Source organism: Streptomyces sp. HUAS TT7, from assembly GCF_051550175.1.
Taxonomy (GTDB): Bacteria; Actinomycetota; Actinomycetes; order Streptomycetales; family Streptomycetaceae; genus Streptomyces.
Map to the genome: position 1 here is coordinate 4,545,190 of NZ_CP196175.1, position 16,990 is coordinate 4,562,179.

16 protein-coding genes are annotated in these 16,990 nt (G+C 70.6%); 4 read left to right on the plus strand and 12 right to left on the minus strand.

Annotation, left to right across the window (positions count from 1 at the left end; genetic code table 11):
- Positions 1–33: 33 nt before the first annotated feature.
- The 3 genes from ACSHXC_RS20530 to ACSHXC_RS20540 all read right to left on the minus strand — a co-directional run bounded on the left by ACSHXC_RS20530 (position 34) and on the right by ACSHXC_RS20540 (position 3,595).
- On the minus strand, positions 34–1,224 hold the full coding sequence (locus ACSHXC_RS20530) for an IS110 family transposase (protein ID WP_438291837.1): 1,191 nt from the start codon (positions 1,222–1,224) through the stop codon (positions 34–36).
- A gap of 281 nt (positions 1,225–1,505) precedes the next feature.
- On the minus strand, positions 1,506–2,810 hold the full coding sequence (locus ACSHXC_RS20535) for an MFS transporter (protein ID WP_438292964.1): 1,305 nt from the start codon (positions 2,808–2,810) through the stop codon (positions 1,506–1,508).
- Positions 2,807–3,595: a RimK family alpha-L-glutamate ligase gene (locus ACSHXC_RS20540; protein ID WP_438292965.1), complete on the minus strand. Its 789-nt coding sequence runs from the start codon at positions 3,593–3,595 to the stop codon at positions 2,807–2,809. Before ACSHXC_RS20540 ends, ACSHXC_RS20535 begins: the two co-directional genes overlap by 4 nt.
- 578 nt (positions 3,596–4,173) lie before the next feature.
- Here ACSHXC_RS20540 and ACSHXC_RS20545 point away from each other — a divergent pair.
- Complete coding sequence (locus tag ACSHXC_RS20545) at positions 4,174–4,650, plus strand: hypothetical protein (RefSeq protein WP_438292966.1); 477 nt, start codon at positions 4,174–4,176, stop codon at positions 4,648–4,650.
- A gap of 5 nt (positions 4,651–4,655) precedes the next feature.
- Here ACSHXC_RS20545 and ACSHXC_RS20550 read toward each other — a convergent pair whose 3' ends face one another.
- Genes ACSHXC_RS20550 through ACSHXC_RS20560 form a run of 3 tightly spaced genes read right to left on the minus strand, consistent with a single transcriptional unit; the run spans position 4,656 to position 6,124 of the window.
- Positions 4,656–4,883 carry a hypothetical protein gene (locus ACSHXC_RS20550; protein ID WP_438292967.1) on the minus strand — a complete coding sequence of 76 codons (228 nt, stop codon included), beginning with the start codon at positions 4,881–4,883 and terminating at the stop codon, positions 4,656–4,658.
- A gap of 27 nt (positions 4,884–4,910) precedes the next feature.
- Positions 4,911–5,300 carry a DUF397 domain-containing protein gene (locus tag ACSHXC_RS20555; RefSeq protein ID WP_438292969.1) on the minus strand — a complete coding sequence of 130 codons (390 nt, stop codon included), beginning with the start codon at positions 5,298–5,300 and terminating at the stop codon, positions 4,911–4,913.
- Entirely contained in the window at positions 5,297–6,124 is an 828-nt protein-coding gene (locus tag ACSHXC_RS20560; RefSeq protein WP_438292970.1) for a helix-turn-helix domain-containing protein, read from the minus strand. The genes ACSHXC_RS20555 and ACSHXC_RS20560 overlap by 4 nt, the downstream gene beginning before the upstream one ends.
- 167 nt (positions 6,125–6,291) lie before the next feature.
- Between ACSHXC_RS20560 and ACSHXC_RS20565 the strand changes: the two genes are divergently transcribed.
- Positions 6,292–8,223 (plus strand): APC family permease, encoded by a 1,932-nt coding sequence (locus ACSHXC_RS20565; RefSeq protein WP_438292971.1) that lies wholly within the window; start codon positions 6,292–6,294, stop codon positions 8,221–8,223.
- A gap of 75 nt (positions 8,224–8,298) precedes the next feature.
- Here ACSHXC_RS20565 and mgtA read toward each other — a convergent pair whose 3' ends face one another.
- Positions 8,299–11,022, minus strand: a complete 2,724-nt coding sequence (mgtA, locus tag ACSHXC_RS20570; protein WP_438292972.1) for a magnesium-translocating P-type ATPase — start codon at positions 11,020–11,022, stop codon at positions 8,299–8,301.
- Between the two features lie 508 nt (positions 11,023–11,530).
- Here mgtA and ACSHXC_RS20575 point away from each other — a divergent pair.
- Positions 11,531–11,770, plus strand: coding sequence for a hypothetical protein (locus tag ACSHXC_RS20575; protein WP_438292973.1), 240 nt, complete (start codon positions 11,531–11,533; stop codon positions 11,768–11,770).
- A 37-nt stretch (positions 11,771–11,807) separates the two neighbouring features.
- Positions 11,808–12,419 (plus strand): trimeric intracellular cation channel family protein, encoded by a 612-nt coding sequence (locus tag ACSHXC_RS20580; RefSeq protein ID WP_438292974.1) that lies wholly within the window; start codon positions 11,808–11,810, stop codon positions 12,417–12,419.
- Positions 12,420–12,432: 13 nt separating this feature from the next.
- Here the strand turns inward: ACSHXC_RS20580 and ACSHXC_RS20585 are convergent, their stop codons facing one another.
- The 5 genes from ACSHXC_RS20585 to ACSHXC_RS20605 are packed head-to-tail and all read right to left on the minus strand — an operon-like array spanning position 12,433 to position 16,974.
- The gene (locus ACSHXC_RS20585) at positions 12,433–13,188 is read right to left on the minus strand and encodes an ABC transporter permease (protein WP_438292975.1); all 756 of its coding nucleotides are present in this window, start codon (positions 13,186–13,188) and stop codon (positions 12,433–12,435) included.
- Positions 13,181–14,131, minus strand: coding sequence for an ABC transporter ATP-binding protein (locus ACSHXC_RS20590; RefSeq protein WP_438292976.1), 951 nt, complete (start codon positions 14,129–14,131; stop codon positions 13,181–13,183). The genes ACSHXC_RS20585 and ACSHXC_RS20590 overlap by 8 nt, the downstream gene beginning before the upstream one ends.
- Complete coding sequence (locus ACSHXC_RS20595) at positions 14,128–14,760, minus strand: ATP-binding cassette domain-containing protein (RefSeq protein ID WP_438292977.1); 633 nt, start codon at positions 14,758–14,760, stop codon at positions 14,128–14,130. Before ACSHXC_RS20595 ends, ACSHXC_RS20590 begins: the two co-directional genes overlap by 4 nt.
- Entirely contained in the window at positions 14,757–16,445 is a 1,689-nt protein-coding gene (locus tag ACSHXC_RS20600; RefSeq protein ID WP_438292978.1) for a hypothetical protein, read from the minus strand. Before ACSHXC_RS20600 ends, ACSHXC_RS20595 begins: the two co-directional genes overlap by 4 nt.
- Positions 16,435–16,974: a hypothetical protein gene (locus ACSHXC_RS20605; protein ID WP_438292979.1), complete on the minus strand. Its 540-nt coding sequence runs from the start codon at positions 16,972–16,974 to the stop codon at positions 16,435–16,437. The genes ACSHXC_RS20600 and ACSHXC_RS20605 overlap by 11 nt, the downstream gene beginning before the upstream one ends.
- Positions 16,975–16,990 lie beyond the last annotated feature (16 nt).

The window sequence follows — 16,990 nt, forward strand, 5'->3', positions numbered from 1 at the left end:
GAAGGGGCGCTCACCGATTCCTAATGCCGTCTGTCAAGCCGCAGAGGCGGTCGGCGGTGTGAGCTCGTAGCACCGTCCGTCGCGGAGAAGGGCCCAGAGGACGTTGACGCGGCGACGAGCGAGGGCAAGGACGGCCTGGGTGTGACGCTTACCCTCGGCGCGTTTGCGGTCGTAGAACCGGCGGGATTCCTCTGACCGTCGGATGCTGAACAGCGCGGAGGTGTAGAGCACGCGCTGGAGCCGTCGGTTGTATCGCTGCGGGCGCCGCAGGTTCCCGCTGATCTTTCCGGAGTCGCGCGGGACCGGGGCGACGCCGCCGAAGGCGGCGAGGCGGTCAGGGGTCCCGAAGGCGGCCATGTCGCCGCCGGTAGCGGCCAGGAACTCGGCACCGAGGATGATGCCCAGACCGGGCATGCTGGTGATCACCTCGAAGTGCTGGTGGTCGCGAAACCGGGCCTCGATGAGCTTGTCGAACTCGGCGACCTGCTCGTTGAGGAGCATCACCTCCTTCGCGAGCGTGTGCACCATCTGGGCGGTCAGCTTCTCCCCGGGCAGGCTGGTGTGCTGGCGCTCGGCCGCTTCGACCGCGGTCTCGGCGAGCTGATCGGCTCGGAGAACCTTGCGGTTGCGCAGCCACGTTTCCAGGCGCTTGGCACCGAGCCGGCGGATGGCCGCGGGGGTCTGGTAGCCGGTCAGCAAGGTCAGCGGACCCTTGTTGGTGAGGTCCAGGACCCGTTCCAGGCCGGGGAAGATCCCAGTCAGCTGGGCCCGGAGCCGGTTGACGGTGCGGGTGCGGTCGGCGACGAGGTCTATGCGCCGGCCGGTGAGGATCTTGAGGTCGGTGACCGTCTCGTCGCCGGTGTGTAAGGGGTGCAGGTCGCGGCGGATGCGGACCTGGTCGGCGATGACGGCGGCGTCCTTGGCGTCGGTCTTTCCTTCGCCGCGGTAGCCCTCGGAGGCGCGGTGGATGGCGCGTCCGGAGATGTAGTGGACCGGCTGGTCGTGGTTGAGGAGGATCACGATGGCCAGGGCGGCTCCACCGTCGGCCAGGTCGATTCCCCAGGTCGCCTCGTCGCCCAGGGCCAGGACGTCGGTGAGGAGTTCGAGCAGTTCGGGCTCGTCGTTGGCGACTCGCCGGGACAGCAGCCGGTGGCCGCTCTCGTCGATCGCGACGCAGTGGTGGTGGGTCTTGCCTGCGTCGATGCCGGCCCAGATCGCGGCCATGTGGTGCCTCCGTGCGGTGTGGTGCTGGTGCCTCCCGACGGACGACCTCGCTGTCGATTCCCTACGGAGCGATCATTCGCAATTCCTAATTGGCAGCCGAGTCGTCGTGGGGCGTCGGGTGGCCAATCGGTGGTTGCCACTAGCGGCAGAAGGTTGAAAGCCACGCCCGACGCCCCTGGGTGGGAGAACCATACGAAGGGCTCGCCCGGTCCTGCAGACAACATAGGGAAGGAGGAGCGGGGGCTCCGGCATGGTCAGGGCCCGAATCCGCAGAGGCATCGTCACCGCGCGGCCGCCGAGGCCGGTGCCGTGACGGCAGGGCGGCCGCTCGTCAGGGCCGACGGCCTCCGGGGGAGCAGGCCGACCGTGACCGCCGCCGCCGCGGACACCGCTCCGCCCAGGACCAGCGCGGCCCGGGGGCCCGCGGCCTGGGCCAGCCATCCGATGCACGGGGCGACCAGGGGCGTCGTGCCGAGGGAGGCCAGCATGTACAGGCCCATCACCCGCCCCCGTATGTCGTCGTCGACGCCGAGCTGGAGCCGGGCCTTGGCCGCCGTCAGGAACACGAGCAGCGCCGTGCCCGTAGGAATGAGCATCAGCAGGAAGGCGAGGTGACCGGGCATCAGGCTGCTCGCTGCCTCCAGGACGCCGAAGACGGTTGCCGCGGCCGCCATGTGGCCGCCGCTGGGCCGCTGATAGCGGACCGCGAGCAGGGAGCCGAGTACGGATCCGGCGGCGAGTGCCGCGTTGCCGAGTCCGAAGGTGGCGGCCGGCGCCCGGTAGACGTGCGTGGCCATGAGGGCGGTGGTGATCTGGAAGTTCATGCCGAACGCGGCGACGACCGCGACGAGCGCCAGCGTCCGCGCGAGGTCGGGGTGATCGCTGACGTAGCGCAGCCCCGCCCGCACCTGGCCGGCCGCGCGTGTGGTGGGCGGGGCCGGGTTCAGGGAATGGGGGTCCATGCGGAGCAGGCAGACGATCACTGCCAGGTAGGACAGGGCGTTGGCCACGAAGGCGGGTGCCGGGCCGAACACCACGATGAGGGGGCCGGCCAGCGCCGGGCCCGCCATGCGGGCGAGGTTGAGGACCACGCTGTTGAAGGCCAGGGCACTGACCAGCTGGCCGGGGCCGACGGATTCCGCGATGAAGGCCTGAAGGGCCGGCTTCTCGACGACCATGGTCAGCCCGAACGTCAGGGCCAGGACGTAAAGGGCGCCCAGGCCCACCGTGCCCGTCACCACCAGGGCAGCGGGAGCCAGCGCGATCACGCCCATCACCGCCTGGGTGGCCATCAAGGTCCGCCGCCGCGCATACCGGTCCACGAGGACGCCGCCGTACGGGCCCAGGAACAGCAGCGGCAGGAACTGCAGGGCCGTGGTGATGCCGAGGACGGTCCCGTCACCGTGCGACAACTCCAGGGCCAGCCAGTCCTGAGCCACCTTCTGCATCCACGTTCCGGTGTTGGAGGCGGTCTGGCCGAGGGCGAAGAGCCGGAAGTTGGGGCTCTTCAGCAGGGGCCAGCGCCGCGACGGACGGGGCGGCAGGGGCAGGGTCCATCTCCTGGCCGGCGAGGAGTCGGTGTTCACCAGACGGCAGGCACCTTCTGGGCTGCCGCGCGCAGACGGGTCCGGCAGGCCGCCACGACGGCCGGGGTGACGCCCGGCATCGCGGCGCGCCAGCCGACATTCGCATTGACCTCGCACAGGGTGAACCCGCCGCCCGGCGCGAAGAGCAGATCGACCCCCGCCACGCCCAGGCCCAGCGCCTCCGCGGCCCGCACGGCAAGCGCCTCGCCCTCCGGGTAGTGGCCCGTGCACACCCGCGCGGTCCCGCCCAGCGCCAAGTTGGACCGGAACTCCCCGTCCGGCGCGGTACGGACCTGTGCCGCCACCGCACGGCCCTCGACCACGATCACGCGCAGGTCACGCCCGTACGAGTACTCCAGGTACTCCTGGAACAGGTACGGACTGTCCTGGCTGAGACTGCCCTGGATGCCTTGGAGCATCGCTTGGTGGGGAGCCAGGAACACCTGCTCGCCGCGGTGGCCGCGCACGGCCTTCACGACGCACGGCTGCGGTGCCCCCGCGTGGATCGCCTCCGCCAGCGGCGCATCGGCGTACGTCCAGGTGTCGGGCACCGGAAGGCCCGCCAGCGCGAGCTGTTGCAGGTGCCAGAACTTGTTCAGACACGCCAGCACCGCATCGACCGGGTTCAGCAGAACGGTCCCCATCGCCTCCAGGTGCCGCAGCAGGGTGATCTCGCGGTCCGTGCGCGCCGCGGGAGTCCACACCCGTGCGTACGCGAGCTTCGGCGCGGCCAGTTCGCACCCGTCCAGGTCGAACAGCGCCGGCCGGCCGCCCCGCACAGCCATGAGGAGATCCTTGCTGCACACCACGGCACAGCGGTCACCGAACTCCGAGGAGAACGCCTCCGCGATACGACCCGTCAGTTCCCGCCCTTGGAGGCCCGCCCCCAGGACAAACCAGAATTCGGCCGCACGGCCCCCCAGGCACCTACCACCGGTCGACTCGACATCCGCCACGGACACCCAACTCCCCTCACCCACCAGGTACGCGGACTCAGTCCGGGCCGCTGGGGTGCGGCCGGGGCTGCCTCAGGAGTGCCCGTCGGACGAGGCGCTCGGGCCCGGAGAGGGCGGATCCCTCCGATCCGCTTACCGCACTGAACGTACACACTGATTGGCATTTCATAGCGTTAATAACTCCCGGTTTGCGGCATATGGGTGAGCCGCCTCAGGCTTCCGTCGGCGTGAAGAGGTCCTCGACTCCTTCCCGCGCCACCGGCCGTTCGGGGCCGTCGTCGGCTCCCGGGACATTTGTCCTGCCGCACTCGGGATTCTTCGCTCTGCCGCCGGCCCTGCTCCAAACGGGAGCATCAGTGGTGTCGGCAAGGGGCCGGCGGTCGGTGGAAAAGGGTGAGGGGAACGCCATGAGCGCCACGGTTGCGATGGAGATGCCGGTTCAGGTCAACGCCGAGGGCGAGGCGCCGGTCCAGGGCGAGGGTGCTGTCCTCAAGGGGCTGCCGAACTGGTACTTCCCGCTGGTCGGGCTCTTCGCCGGGATCTTCGACATCGCCCGTGCCTACCCGATCCTGTACGCACTGATCCCGGTCGTGGCCATCGTGCAGATCGTGCTTGCGTTCACGGTCCTGCGGGCCCGGATTCGGTACATGAAGGCGCTGTGGAAGAACAAGCGGACCCGGTTCCTGGCGCTCGGTCTGCTGGTGGTCCGGTTCGTCATCCGGTACGGGCTGGGGGTGGCCGGTCTCGCGCTGGGCGCGGCGGCCGGTCAGCTCACGCTCGGCATCGTCATGGCGGTCATCGGCACCGCGATGGCCTGGGGCGACCAGTGGCTGATCCTGCGCACCCTCAAGCACGCCCAGGCCGCCCAGGCCAAGACCGTCTGACCCCGCTACTTCCCCGGCGCCAGGATTCCCCGGTTCTCCAGGAAGGCCAGGACATGTCCGCAGTCGACGCAGGCCACGCCCGTCAGATAGCTCCTGCTGGCGAACATCTTGTCCTGCTGGAAGAACTTGGCCGAGAGGGTGCCGCCGCCGATTTGCAGCGTCACGGGCTCAAGCTTCCCCTCGCACAGCGGGCAGAACTCCGGTGGCACGGACGGCAGTTGCGGTATCGCCATGGCGCCGATCCTATGCAGCCGCCCCGCTCAGGACGCCTTGACGTCCCCCACGAAGCGGGCCCACGCGGTGACACCCACCACGAGTACCGGACCGTTTGGGTCCTTGCTGTCCCGGACTGGGACGACCGTCCCGAAGCCGTCAGCCACTTCGAGGCAGTCGCCGCCCTCGTCGTTGCTGTGCGACGACTTACGCCAGGCTCCGTCGGCCACCTCAAGGCAGCTTCCGCCCTCAGCGTTGCTGCGTGAGGACTTCCGCCACGCGCCGTCGGCGACCTCGACGCAGTTACCGCCGTCCGCATTGCTGTAGGACGACCTGCGCCACGCGCCCTCCGCCACTTCGACGCAGTTGCCGCCCTCCTCGTTGCTGTACGAGGACTTCTTCCAGCGGGCAGCGGCCAGGGAACGCGTTATGTTCATGGTGCCAAGTCCTCCATCGCCGCCTGGATCATGGCCAGGGACGCCGTCGGCGACAACGCGACGGCCCTGGCGAGATCGTAGGCTTTGATGTAACTCGCCGCCAGGGCTGGGGTGTCCAGCAGTTGGCCGGAATGGGCGGCTTCAAGGTAGATGACAGGCGGAGCGTCGGTGAACGTCATCACCTTGACCGATGCGTGCATGAGCGGGAGTGGCCCTGCATTGAACGGCAGCACTTGCACGACTGCGGCGCCGCTTTCTACCAACTTGCAGATGTGAGCCAATTGTTCGTGCATCACCTCGGCGCCACCCACGGGGATCCGCAGCACTGCCTCATGCAGAATGCACCACAGCTCAGGCGGAGTTGGCCCATCGAGAAGCTTGGCCCGTTCCCTGCGGGTCGAGACGTTGCGCTCGACATCCTCATCGGAGGCGAAGGGGCGGCCCGCACGGGTCAGGGCACGTGTGTATGCCGGCGTCTGAAGCAACCCAGGCACGATCATCGGCGCGTACTCGCAGATCGCGGAAGCCATCGCCTCAAGCTCCGCCGCCAAGCGGAAATACTCCGCATGCTGCGAAGCCTGCTCCATCGCCTCGCACATGCGGGTCAGGATGCCGTCCGTATGCAGCGCAGCGTCCAGCAGCTTGGCCATTTCCTTCGTCGGGCGGCGGGTCGCCGACTCCATCAGGCCGATGTACGTGCCCGAGCAGAAGACCAGCGCACCCAGCTCCTCCTGGGAGAGGCCCGCCTCCTCGCGTTTGCGGCGCAGTTCGGTGCCGTAGAAGGCGCGGGGTGAGTCCCACGGGTTGAGGTCCTTGGGTCGCATGGGCAACTCCCTTGTGCCACACCGGTGTTGGATGGGTCGGGCGTACTGCCCATCGAGGGTAGCTGCGTACGGTCACCTCGTGTGCACAGAACGTGAAATCACCCGTACGGCCCCAGCCGGTGCGGCAAACCATTAGATATGCGGCATTGCGGCTACTTTCCTCAGTTATGGGAGTTTCGAGTTCCGCGAAGCGGATGCTGGTCGGACGGCCGCTGGACACCAGTCGGCTGGGTGAGACGCTGCTGCCCAAGCGGCTCGCGCTGCCGATCTTCTGCAGCGACCCGCTCTCCTCGGTCGCGTACGCCACCGAGGAGATCCTGCTGATCCTCGCGCTCGGCGGAGTCACCCTGCTGCACCTCACCTGGTACGCGGCGGCGGCCATCATCTTCCTGCTGGTGGTTGTGGTGGCTTCGTACCGGCAGACCTGTTACGCCTATCCGGGGGGTGGCGGCGCGTACGTCGTCAGTGCCGAGAACCTCGGGCCCACCGCCGCGCTCACCGCGGCCAGCGCGCTGCTCGTCGACTACGTACTGACGGTCGCGGTTTCCGTCGTGTCCGGCGTTGCTGCCATTACGTCGGCCATTCCGTCGCTCGCCGAGCACCAAGTCGCGCTGTCCGTCACGTTCGTGGTGATCCTGACCGTCATGAACCTGCGGGGGGTGCGCGAGTCCGGGCGGGTCTTCGCCATCCCCACGTACGGCTTCGTGTTCGTGATCTACGTGATGTTCGCGTTCGCCGCGGTGCGGCTCGCCACCGGCGCCACGATCCGCGCCGAGTCCGCCGCGCTGCCCATCCAGGCGGCCGGGACGTACGCCGGGATCGCCGTCGTGCTGCTCGCCATGCGTGCCTTCGCCTCCGGGTGTACGGCTCTGACGGGTGTGGAGGCGATCAGCAACGGCGTACCCGCGTTCCAGAAGCCGAAGAGCCGCAATGCCGCCAACACCCTTGCTGCGATGGGCCTGTTGTCGGTCACGATGTTCGCCGGGATCACCGCGCTCGCCATGGTCTACAAGGTCCATGTGGCCGCCGATCCAACGGAGTTGGGGCTGCCCGCCGGGACCGCCATGTCCACCGCGCTCGCGCAGATCGCGCGGGCCACGTTCGGGCACGTGGACATCATGTTCTACCTGGTGCAGGCCTTCACCGCGGGCGTGCTGATCCTCGCCGCGAACACCGCGTTCAACGGGTTCCCGATGCTCGCCTCGATCCTGGCCAAGGACCGGTACGCGCCGCGCCAGCTCTACAACCGGGGCGACCGGCTCGTCTACTCCAACGGTGTCGTGCTGCTCGCGCTCGCCGCGATCGCGCTGATCGTGGCGTTCGACGCGGAGCTGTCGCGGCTGATCCAGCTGTACATCATCGGCGTCTTCGTCTCGTTCACGCTGTCGCAGGCCGGCATGGTCAAGCACTGGCGCAAGGAGCTCGCCACCCCGGCCGGGCAGGAGAACCGGCGGCACATCCACCGCTCGCTCGCCATCAACTCGGTCGGCGCGACCATGACGGCGATCGTCCTCGTCATCGTCCTGATCACCAAGTTCACGCACGGCGCCTGGCTGGTGATCATCGCGATGCCGCTCCTGTTCGTCGGCATGAAGGGCGTACGGCGCCACTACGACCAGGTGGCCAAGGAGGTCGCCGTCGCGCCGGACGCCAGGCCCCGCAGGCCCTCCCGCCACCATGCGTTCGTGCTGGTCTCCGCCGTGCACGCGCCCACCCTGAAGGCGATCGGCTTCGCCCAGGCGCTGCGGCCCGACACCCTGACCGCGCTCACGGCAGCCGCCGACGAGGACGCGGACCGGCTGCGCCAGCAGTGGGACACGCACGACCTGGACGTACCGCTGACGATCATCAACTCGCCGTACCGGGAAGTCGTCGCCCCGGTCCTCGCCCATGTGAAGGAGACGGCGGACTCGGACCCGAGTGCGATGGTGTCCGTGGTCATCCCCGAGTACATCGTGAGCCACTGGTGGGAGCAGCCGCTGCACAACCAGAGCGCGCTGCGGCTCAAAGCCCGGCTGCTCTTCATGCCCGGGGTGACCGTGATCGACGTGCCCTACCGGCTCCAGTCCGCGCGCAAGGACGAGCCGGCGAAGCGATGAACCCGCCCAGCGCCGGACCCGTACCGATGGCCGTCCGGGGTTCGGGCCACAGCCCCACCTGGGAAACGGGGGCTCCTACAGCCACCCGAACCGCCGCGCGTACCACCCCTTCACCACCTGTGTCAGCGTGCAGTACGCAAGCAGCACCCCCACCAGCCAGGGGAAGTACGACATCGGCACCGGCACGAAGCCGAGCGTCGCGGCCAGCGGCGAGAAGGGGAGGTACAGGCCCGTCGCCACCGCCAGGATCGTCATCACCATCACCGGCCACGTCGCCCGGGACTGGATGAAGGGGATCTTGCGCGTACGGATCATGTGGACGATCAGCGTCTGCGACAGCAGGCCCTCGATGAACCAACCCGACTGGAACAGCGCCTGGTTGGATTCGGAATTCGCGCCGAAGACATTCCACATGATCGCGAACATCGCGATGTCGAAGATCGAGCTGATGGGCCCGATCGTCACCATGAATCGCCCGATCCCCTTCGCGTCCCAGTTGCGCGGCTTGCGCAGGTACTCCTCGTCCATGCGGTCCCACGGAGTGGCCAGCTGGGCGATGTCGTACACCAGGTTCTGGACCAGGAGCATGATCGCCAGCATCGGCTGGAAGGGGATGAAGGCCGAGGCGACCAGCACCGAGAAGACGTTGCCGAAGTTCGAGGACGCCGTCATCTTGATGTACTTGATGGTGTTGCCGAAGGTGGTGCGGCCCTGCACCACACCCTGCTCAAGAACCGTGAGGTCCTTCTCAAGGAGGATGATGTCGGCCGACTCCTTGGCGATGTCGACCGCTGTGTCGACGGAGATGCCGACGTCCGCGTCCCGCAGCGCCGCCGCGTCGTTGATGCCGTCCCCGAGGAAGCCGACCGTGTGCCCCTCGGCCTGCAGCGCCCGTACGATACGGGCCTTCTGGACCGGGTTGATCTTCGCGAACACCGTGGTACTCGCTGCCAGTTGACGCAGTGCGGCGTCCTCCAGGCCGTCCACCTCCGGGCCCGTCACGACCCTGCCGACCTCGATGCCTACGTCCGCGCAGACCCGCGCCGCGACCAGCTCGTTGTCGCCGGTGACTACCTTCACCGCGATGCCGTTGTCCGCGAGGCCGCGCAGCGCGGCGGCCGCGTCCGCCTTCGGCGGGTCGAGGAAGGCGAGGAAGCCGACCAGGGTGAGGCCGGACTCGTCCGCGACGGTGTACGTGTCGCGCGCGGTCGGCATCGTGCGGGTCGCCACGGCCAGGACCCTGAGCCCCTGACGGTTGTTGTCCTCGGCGGTGCGGGTGACGTGCCACCGGAGCTGGTCGGTGAGCTCTACGCGCTCGCCCCGGTCCATCATGTGCGTACAGAGGCCGACCACCTCCTCCACCGCGCCCTTGGTGATCAGGATGTGCTCTGCCCGGCCCGCCTTGCCCAGCAGGCCGTTGCGATTGAGGACGACGGACATGCGGCGCCGGGCGAAGTCGAAGGGGATCTCGTCGACCATCGAGAACCGCGCGTCGACGACAACCTCCTCGGCCTCGTTGACGCGGTCGATGACCGCCCGGTCCATGAGGTTGCGCAGTCCGGTCTGGAAGTGGGCGTTCAAGTACCCGTACTCCAGAACCTCGTTGTCCTCCGCGCCGTGCACGTCGAGGTAGCGGTCCAGGACGATGCGGTCCTCGGTGAGCGTGCCCGTCTTGTCGGTGCACAGGACGTCCATCGCGCCCAGGTTCTGGATCGCGTTGAGCCGCTTGACGACGACCTTCTTCTTCGCCATCGCGACGGCGCCACGCGCGAGGTTCGCGGAGACGACCATCGGCAGCATCTCGGGCGTGAGCCCGACCGCGACGGCGATGGCGAACAGGAACGCCTCGTCCCAGTCGCCCTTCGTGAGCCCGTTGATCGCGAACACGACGGGGACCATCACCAGCATGAAGCGGATGAGCAGGAAGCTGACCCTGCGCACCCCGTTGTCGAAGTTGGTCTGCGGGCGCTCCCCGACGAGCGAGCCCGCCATCGACCCGAAGTAGGTGTCCGCGCCGGTGGCAACCACAACTCCCGTTGCCGTACCGGACGTTACGGACGTACCCATCAGGCAGAGGTTGTCCGCGTCGACGGGATCGGCCGACGGGGACCTGTTGTCCTCCCCGCTCCTCGCGTCGGCCTTGGCGACCGGCAGCGACTCGCCCGACAGGGCCGCCTGACTGACCATCAAATCCTTGGCGGTGACGAGCCGCAGGTCCGCCGGGATCAGGTCGCCCGCGCCCAGCTTGACCATGTCCCCCGGGACGACCTGGTCCATCGGGATCTCGACGGTGGTGGCCAGCGCCCCGCGACCGGCCCGGCGCCGTACGGCGGTGGTCGTGGTGACCAGCTTCTTCAGCGCGTCGGCGGCCCGCCCGGAGCGGAACTCCTGCCAGAAGCGCAGCAGTCCGCTGACGGCGACCATCACGGACAGAATGATGACGCCGGGGTCCGCCGGGTCCTGCCAGTACATGACGGCGGCGAGGAGGACGAGTACGGCGATGAACGGGTTCGCGTACGCCCTGACCAGCTGCGCGTACCAGCGCGGGGCTCGCTCCTGGGCGACCACGTTGAGGCCGTGCCGCTCCTGGCGGTCGAGCACCTCGGCCTGGCAGAGCCCGTCGCGGTCGACGCCGTAGTCCTTGAGTACCTGGGCGGTGGGCTGCGCGGCGATGGCGCCGAGGCGCTCGCCGACGATGCGGGTACGGGCCTCCAGCTCGGCGGCCCGCCGCTCCCGCCGCCCGCGCCGGCCCGGCGGTGCGAGCTTCTCGGGGGTGGGGGTAGGGGTGAGCATGGTCATGACGAAACCTCCCTGGGGTCGTCAGGGGTGCGGGGTGGGGGAATGGGCGTGCGCCGATGAGTGTGTGCCGCGTTTGAGCGCATGCCGAGCAGGGCGCACCCGCGAAGGAGACGGGGTGCACGCAGCTCCGAGAAAGGGGCCGGTCGGCCGGATCAGCCGACGGGCAGGGCGCGGCGAGGACTTCGGTCGGGACTCATTCCCGAACACCCCCTCGCTGCGGGCACGGCGTCGACGGTGAGCGGGACGGCCGTGCGGTTGTGCACGGCGACGACGGCCGTGCAGCTATTTGCGTCGATACGAAAGTAACATACTTGCGCGGACGCGAAAGTAGCCCGAAGGGCCTGATCCGGGTCCTGGTCCGGGCCGTGATGGGGGTCCTGGTCCGGGTCTGATCCGGGGCAGGGTCCTGAGCCCGGCCCCGAGCTCATGCTTTCGGCCGGTCATGCGGGCCGGGGTCCCGGCCCAACGGCCGATCCGCGGCGCGTGCGCCGCCCGGCACGATCGAGGGATGGACTTCACCCGTCGTATCGCGGTGACCGCGGTACTGGCGGGAACCCTGACCGTCCCGGCCGTGTGCACCGTCCCGGCCCAGGCGGCTCCGGTCCGTGCGACCTCGGCGGACGGCCCCGATCGGCCCGCGCCCCGCGCGGCCGACCGCGGTGATCCGACGCTCGACGCCGTGGCCGTCTCGATCACCGCCCTGGCCTCCGCGGGCGGCCTGCTGATCGCCCGCCGCCGCCCGCGCTGAACGCGTTCTTCCTGCTTCTCCACCCGGGGGTGTCCTCATGCTGCTGCACGTGCTGTATCTGATAGGTGTCGCCGCGTTCGCGGCCAGTGGTGTGCTGGCCGCGCACCGGGCGAACATGGACCCCTTCGGCGGCCTGGTCCTGGCCTTCGCCGCGTCCGTGTCCGGCGGCACCCTGCGCGACCTGATCCTCGACCGCCACCCGCTGTACTGGACGCACGACTGGGTCCTGCTGACCGTCATCGCCTGCACCGCCGTCGGCACGATGCTGTACCTGCGGCGCCGGGAACTTCCGCAGCGTTCGCTGATGGTGGTCGACGCGGTCGGCCTCGCCGTGGTCACGGTGATGGGCGCCCGCGCCGCGGTGGACGCCGGGGTCACCCCGGCCGCGGTGGTGATCCTCGCCGTACTGACCGGCGTCACGGGCGAGGTCGTACGCGACGTACTGTGCGGCCAGTTCCCGCCGCTGCTGCTCCGCGAGGAGGTGTACGCGACCGCCGCGCTGGCCGGCGCGGTCTGCTACCAGGTCCTCCACTGGCTGGAGGCGACCCCGACCCTGACGACGGTCGCCGCCGCCGGGGTCGTCCTGACGCTGCGGCTGACGGCGATCTTCCGGGATCTGCATCTGCCGCGGTTGCAGGGGGTGCGCTGAGTCGGTCGGTGCGTCAGACCTCCCGCCGCGAGAACAGCGCGTACGCCACGAATGCGGCCGCCAGCGTCCACAGCAGCAGGACCGCGCCACCCCCTGCGGGCGTCAGGTCGCCGGGTTCCTGATGGACCTGCATCAGCCGCAGCCCGGCCCGGTCCGGCAGCAGGCGGGCGAAGGAGGCGAGCCGCGACGAGGCGCCGAGCAGGCTGGACACGAGGAACAGCAGCGGCAGCAGAATGCCGAGCGCGGCGATCGACCGCCGCACCATGAAGGTGACCGCCCCCGCGCAGACGGCGATGAGCGCGCCATAGAGACCGGCCCCCAGCATCGTACGCAGCACGTCGGCGAGCGGGAGCTCGGACGGCTCCGCGCCCAGGGCCCGGGTGCCGCAGAGCAGGGCCACGCTGCCGGTCAGCAGGCCCCAGGTGAGACCTGCGGCGGCGAGCAGGGTGAGTTTGGCCGTCAGGAACCGGGCCCGGCCGGGCACCGCGGCGAGCGAGGTGCGGATCATGCCGGTGCCGAACTCCGACCCCACCGACAGGACGGCCAGGACCACGAGGGCGAGCTGGCCCAGCTGCATTCCGGAGTAGGAGAGCCCGATGGGGTCGAAGCCCGTACGGTCGGACGGTGACGCGCGCCGGAACTCGGGTCCGATCAGCAGACAGAGCAGCAGGCCCGTCAGCACGGTGACGAGGAGCCCGGTGAGCAGCAGTGCCGGGGTGGAGCGCAGCGAGCGCAGTTTGATCCACTCGGCGGCGAGCGCGTCACGCACGGCCGGCCACCTCGCTCCGGCGCTCGACGGTGAGGGGCGCGCTCGCCCGGTACTCGGCCGCCTCGTCGGTCAGTCGTAGATAGATGTCCGCCAACTCCGGCTCCACTGGGGTGAGTTCATGGATCGCGCAGCCCTGCTGCGCGGCGAGGTCGCCGATCCGGCGTGCGGAGAGGCCGGTCACGAGGGCGGGTCCGTTCGGGCTCTTGTCCTGGGTCAGCTCTCCTCCGGCCCTCCTCAACACATCGGCCATGGCGTGGAGGTGGTCGGATCGCAGTCTGACCGCGGGGGTTCCGCCGCGCAGGAGGTCGCCGAGGGGGCCGTCGCTGAGCACCCGGCCCTGGCCGATGACCAGGACGTGGTCGGCGACCAGGGCCATCTCGTTCATCAGATGGCTGGAGACGAGCACCGTACGGCCCTCGTCGGCGAGGGCGCGCATCAGCGTGCGGAACCAGCGAATGCCCTCCGGATCGAGGCCGTTCACCGGCTCGTCCAGGATCAGCAGTTCCGGGTCGCCGAGCAAGGCGGCGGCGATGCCGAGCCGCTGCCGCATGCCGAGCGAGAACCCGCGTACCGGTCTGCGCGCGGCGGTGGCAAGCCCGACCAGTTCGAGCACCGCGTCCACCCGGGCCGGTGCGATGCGGTGGGTGCGGGCGAGCCAGCCCAGGTGGGCGCGCGGGCTGCGGGCGGGGTGGACGGCCGAGGCGTCGAGCAGTGCGCCCACGGACCGCAAGGGCGTGGGGAGTTCGCGGTAGGGGACGCCGAGGACGGTCGCGGTCCCGGAGTCGGGCCGCCCCAGCCCCATGATCATGCGCAGGGTGGTCGACTTGCCCGCCCCGTTGGGCCCGAGGAACGCGGTCACCCGGCCCGGAGCGACATGGAAGGAGAGGTCGTCCAGGATGCGTCGGCCCGCGTACGTCTTCACCAGGTGCTGTACGTCGATCATTCACCGTCTCCGGTCGTGGGGGCGAGGGCGCCGAGGTCGATGGTCCGGTCGATGAGCAGGGGCTCACCGATGTCCAGGTGGGACACCAGGACGGTGGTGAGCCCCTCCCGGCCCCGGCGCCGCAGGTCGTCGGTGACCGCGGTGACGGCGGCCGGGTCGAGTGCGTTGAACGGCTCGTCGAGCAGGAGCAGTCGGGGCTCGTGCGCGGTGGCACAGACGTAACCGAGCTTCTTGCGCTGGCCGAGGGAGAGTTCCCCGACGAGTACGTCCCTGCAGTGCGCGAGGTCCAGCGCCTCGGCGCGGTCGAGCAGCGCCTTCTTGCGGACGCCCCACAGCCGGGCGACCAGCGCCAACTGCTCGTACGCGGTGAGGTGTTCGTACAGCGGAGGCGGCTCCTGGAGGAAACCGCGCAGGGCGCGGACCGCGCGGGCGCCCGGGGCGTGACCCGCGATGGTCGCCGATCCGGCCGACGGCGAGCACAGGCCGGCGAACACGGCGAGGAGGGTGCTCTTGCCGCAGCCGTTCGGGCCCGCGAGGCGGACCGATTCCCCGGCCTCGATGCGCAGGTCGAGGCCGCCGAAGAGCTCGGTCTCGCCGCGCCGGACGGAGAGGCCTGATGTCTCGATCACTGAGGTTCCCCCGAGGGTCGGTGGGCGAGTGGTGGGCGTGGTCCGGGCAGGTCCGTGCCGCTCAGGCGGCGCAGACCGAGCGCGGACACGGCCAGTACGAAGCCGAGGAGCGCGCATCCCAGCAGGCCGGCGGCGATGCCGTCGGTGAGTGCCGCGATCAGCGCCAGGCCCGCTGTCGCGGGCAGCGTGAGGAGCGCTGCGAACACGCCCTCCACCAGGTCCGCCGTCGGGGGCCGGGAGACCCGCCCCGCGTCGAAGCCCTCGGTACGCGGTACCGCGTACCAGGTGAGGACCGAGGCGCTGCCCGCCGCGAGCGCCACGACGGGGAGCAGCAGCACGGCCACGCCCCACTCGGCGCCGCTCACCCCGCCCAGCGCGGCCACCCCGAGGAAGAGCGGTGCGGTCACGGCGAGTACGGCGAGAGCACAGGCGACGGCCTTCGCCGCGGGCCAGGCGCCCGACGGCAGCGGTGACTGGCGCAGCAGGTCCCAGGAGGCCCGGTCGGCCTCGATGCCGCAGCTCTGGATCACCTCACCCGTCGTCATCAGCGCCGCCGCCACGAGCAGACCGGCGAGTGCGGGCGCGGGCAGCTGCCACAGCGGGTGGTCGAGGGCCGCCGCGATTCCCGCGCAGAACGCCCCGCAGGCGATGCTCAGCCGCTGCAGCCGGGCGAGCCCGCCGACCACCGCCGGGTCGCCGCGCCGCAGCCGCAGCCAGGTCAGCTTCAGGACGAGGGACAGGGGGGTCGGCCTGCGGGGGGTCGTGCGCGGGCGCCGGGGGTCACGCGGACGGATCCGGTACGGGGCCGAGGGGTTCGCCGCGTCGCGCCGGGCGGTGGTCCGCACGCGCAGGGCGGCGGTGGCAGCCGCGAGTACGGCCACCGCGAGGTAGCCCGCCGTGGTCCAGCCGAGACGGGCCGGGGTGTGCAGGGTGGTCCACAGCCCGGGGCGGCCGGCGGCGAGCGCGTCCGCGAGCAGGCGGGTCACCGTGGCCTCGGCCTCGTCCGGAGTCGCCCCGAGGGCCCGGGCGAAGGGAGCCGCGAGCAGACCGGCGCAGCAGCCGGCCACCCCGGCGAGCAGCGCCCGGGGCAGCTGCGCGACCCGGGTGACCCGCACCATGAACAGGGTGACCAGCAGGACGCGCAGGGCCCCGGCCACGGCGACGGTCCCGCAGGCGTTGACGGCGAGGACCGGCAGCAGGTCGCGGCCGCGGCCGGTGGCGGCGAGCCAGGGCAGCGCGACCGCGCCGAGGGCGACCAGGAGCGCGAGGGCGGTCCCGGCCGTGGGGACGACGAGCCGGGCGGCGACCACCTGGCCCCGGGACACCGGCAGCGTACGCAGCACGCTCGCGTCCGCCGGACGTACTAGGGACCTGGCCGACGCCGGGTCTGCGCCGAGGAGTTGGGCGGCCGTCCAGACCGCCGCCGGGGCCCAGGTCAGCGAGGCGAGACCGGCGGGCGTGAGGCCGCCGACCGGGGCGAGCGCGCCCAGAGTGCGGCCGAGCAGCATCAGGGCGCCGAGCACCGCCGCCGTACCGGCGGACAGGATGACCACGGCCGCGCGCCGCCGTCGGCGTCCCTCAACACCTTCGCCCGTCGTCAGGTTCAGGCGTCTGCGGGTGTCGGCCAGGCACAGCGCGGCGACCACGTGGGGCCACCGGGCGGGGCCCGTGCGGTCAGGCCTCATCCGGCGCGGGCTCCTTCCGGCGCCGCCGGGCCCCACCGGCGTACCGCTGGGCGGGGCAGAGCACCGCCGCCGGGATGACGAGCGCCACGAAGATCCCCGCGAGCAGGTGCAGGCCGGGTGCCCCAGGGAGTCTCAGGCCGAGGAAGCCGAGGGGAGCCCACCAGACCACGCCGCCGACGATGAGGAGCAGGCCCCCGGACCGGGCCAGGGACACCATCAGGCCCATCACGATCAGCACGATGCCGCTGATCAGCCAGACGAAGCTGAGCAGGTGGAGGATGTCCATCACGTTGCCCGGGTCCCCGGTGAGGGCGTCCGACGCCTCCACCGCCCGCCTGGTCGCGTCCACACTGGTGCTGAACCGCGCGAAGTACGCGAGGGCACAGGCGCCGGACGTCACCGCCGCGACCCCGCCCGCGATCCGCACGGCCGGATGCACCAGGCCGTCCGCGATCACGGCCCAGCAGCGCAGGACGAGTTCGATGACTTTCCGGTTCCCCAGAATGCTGAGGACAAGACGCTGAATCACAGTTCTCCGGCCGTAC

Coding starts and splice junctions, on each gene's coding strand:
- mgtA (WP_438292972.1), bottom strand. CDS start 11,022: ATGACCATGCTCACCCCTACCCCCACCCCCGAGAAGCTCGCACCGCCG.
- ACSHXC_RS20545 (WP_438292966.1), top strand. CDS start 4,174: ATGAGCGCCACGGTTGCGATGGAGATGCCGGTTCAGGTCAACGCCGAG.
- ACSHXC_RS20560 (WP_438292970.1), bottom strand. CDS start 6,124: ATGCGACCCAAGGACCTCAACCCGTGGGACTCACCCCGCGCCTTCTAC.
- ACSHXC_RS20550 (WP_438292967.1), bottom strand. CDS start 4,883: ATGGCGATACCGCAACTGCCGTCCGTGCCACCGGAGTTCTGCCCGCTG.
- ACSHXC_RS20590 (WP_438292976.1), bottom strand. CDS start 14,131: ATGATCGACGTACAGCACCTGGTGAAGACGTACGCGGGCCGACGCATC.
- ACSHXC_RS20580 (WP_438292974.1), top strand. CDS start 11,808: ATGCTGCTGCACGTGCTGTATCTGATAGGTGTCGCCGCGTTCGCGGCC.
- ACSHXC_RS20600 (WP_438292978.1), bottom strand. CDS start 16,445: ATGAGGCCTGACCGCACGGGCCCCGCCCGGTGGCCCCACGTGGTCGCC.
- ACSHXC_RS20530 (WP_438291837.1), bottom strand. CDS start 1,224: ATGGCCGCGATCTGGGCCGGCATCGACGCAGGCAAGACCCACCACCAC.
- ACSHXC_RS20555 (WP_438292969.1), bottom strand. CDS start 5,300: ATGAACATAACGCGTTCCCTGGCCGCTGCCCGCTGGAAGAAGTCCTCG.
- ACSHXC_RS20540 (WP_438292965.1), bottom strand. CDS start 3,595: ATGGCTGTGCGGGGCGGCCGGCCGGCGCTGTTCGACCTGGACGGGTGC.
- ACSHXC_RS20575 (WP_438292973.1), top strand. CDS start 11,531: ATGGACTTCACCCGTCGTATCGCGGTGACCGCGGTACTGGCGGGAACC.
- ACSHXC_RS20565 (WP_438292971.1), top strand. CDS start 6,292: ATGGGAGTTTCGAGTTCCGCGAAGCGGATGCTGGTCGGACGGCCGCTG.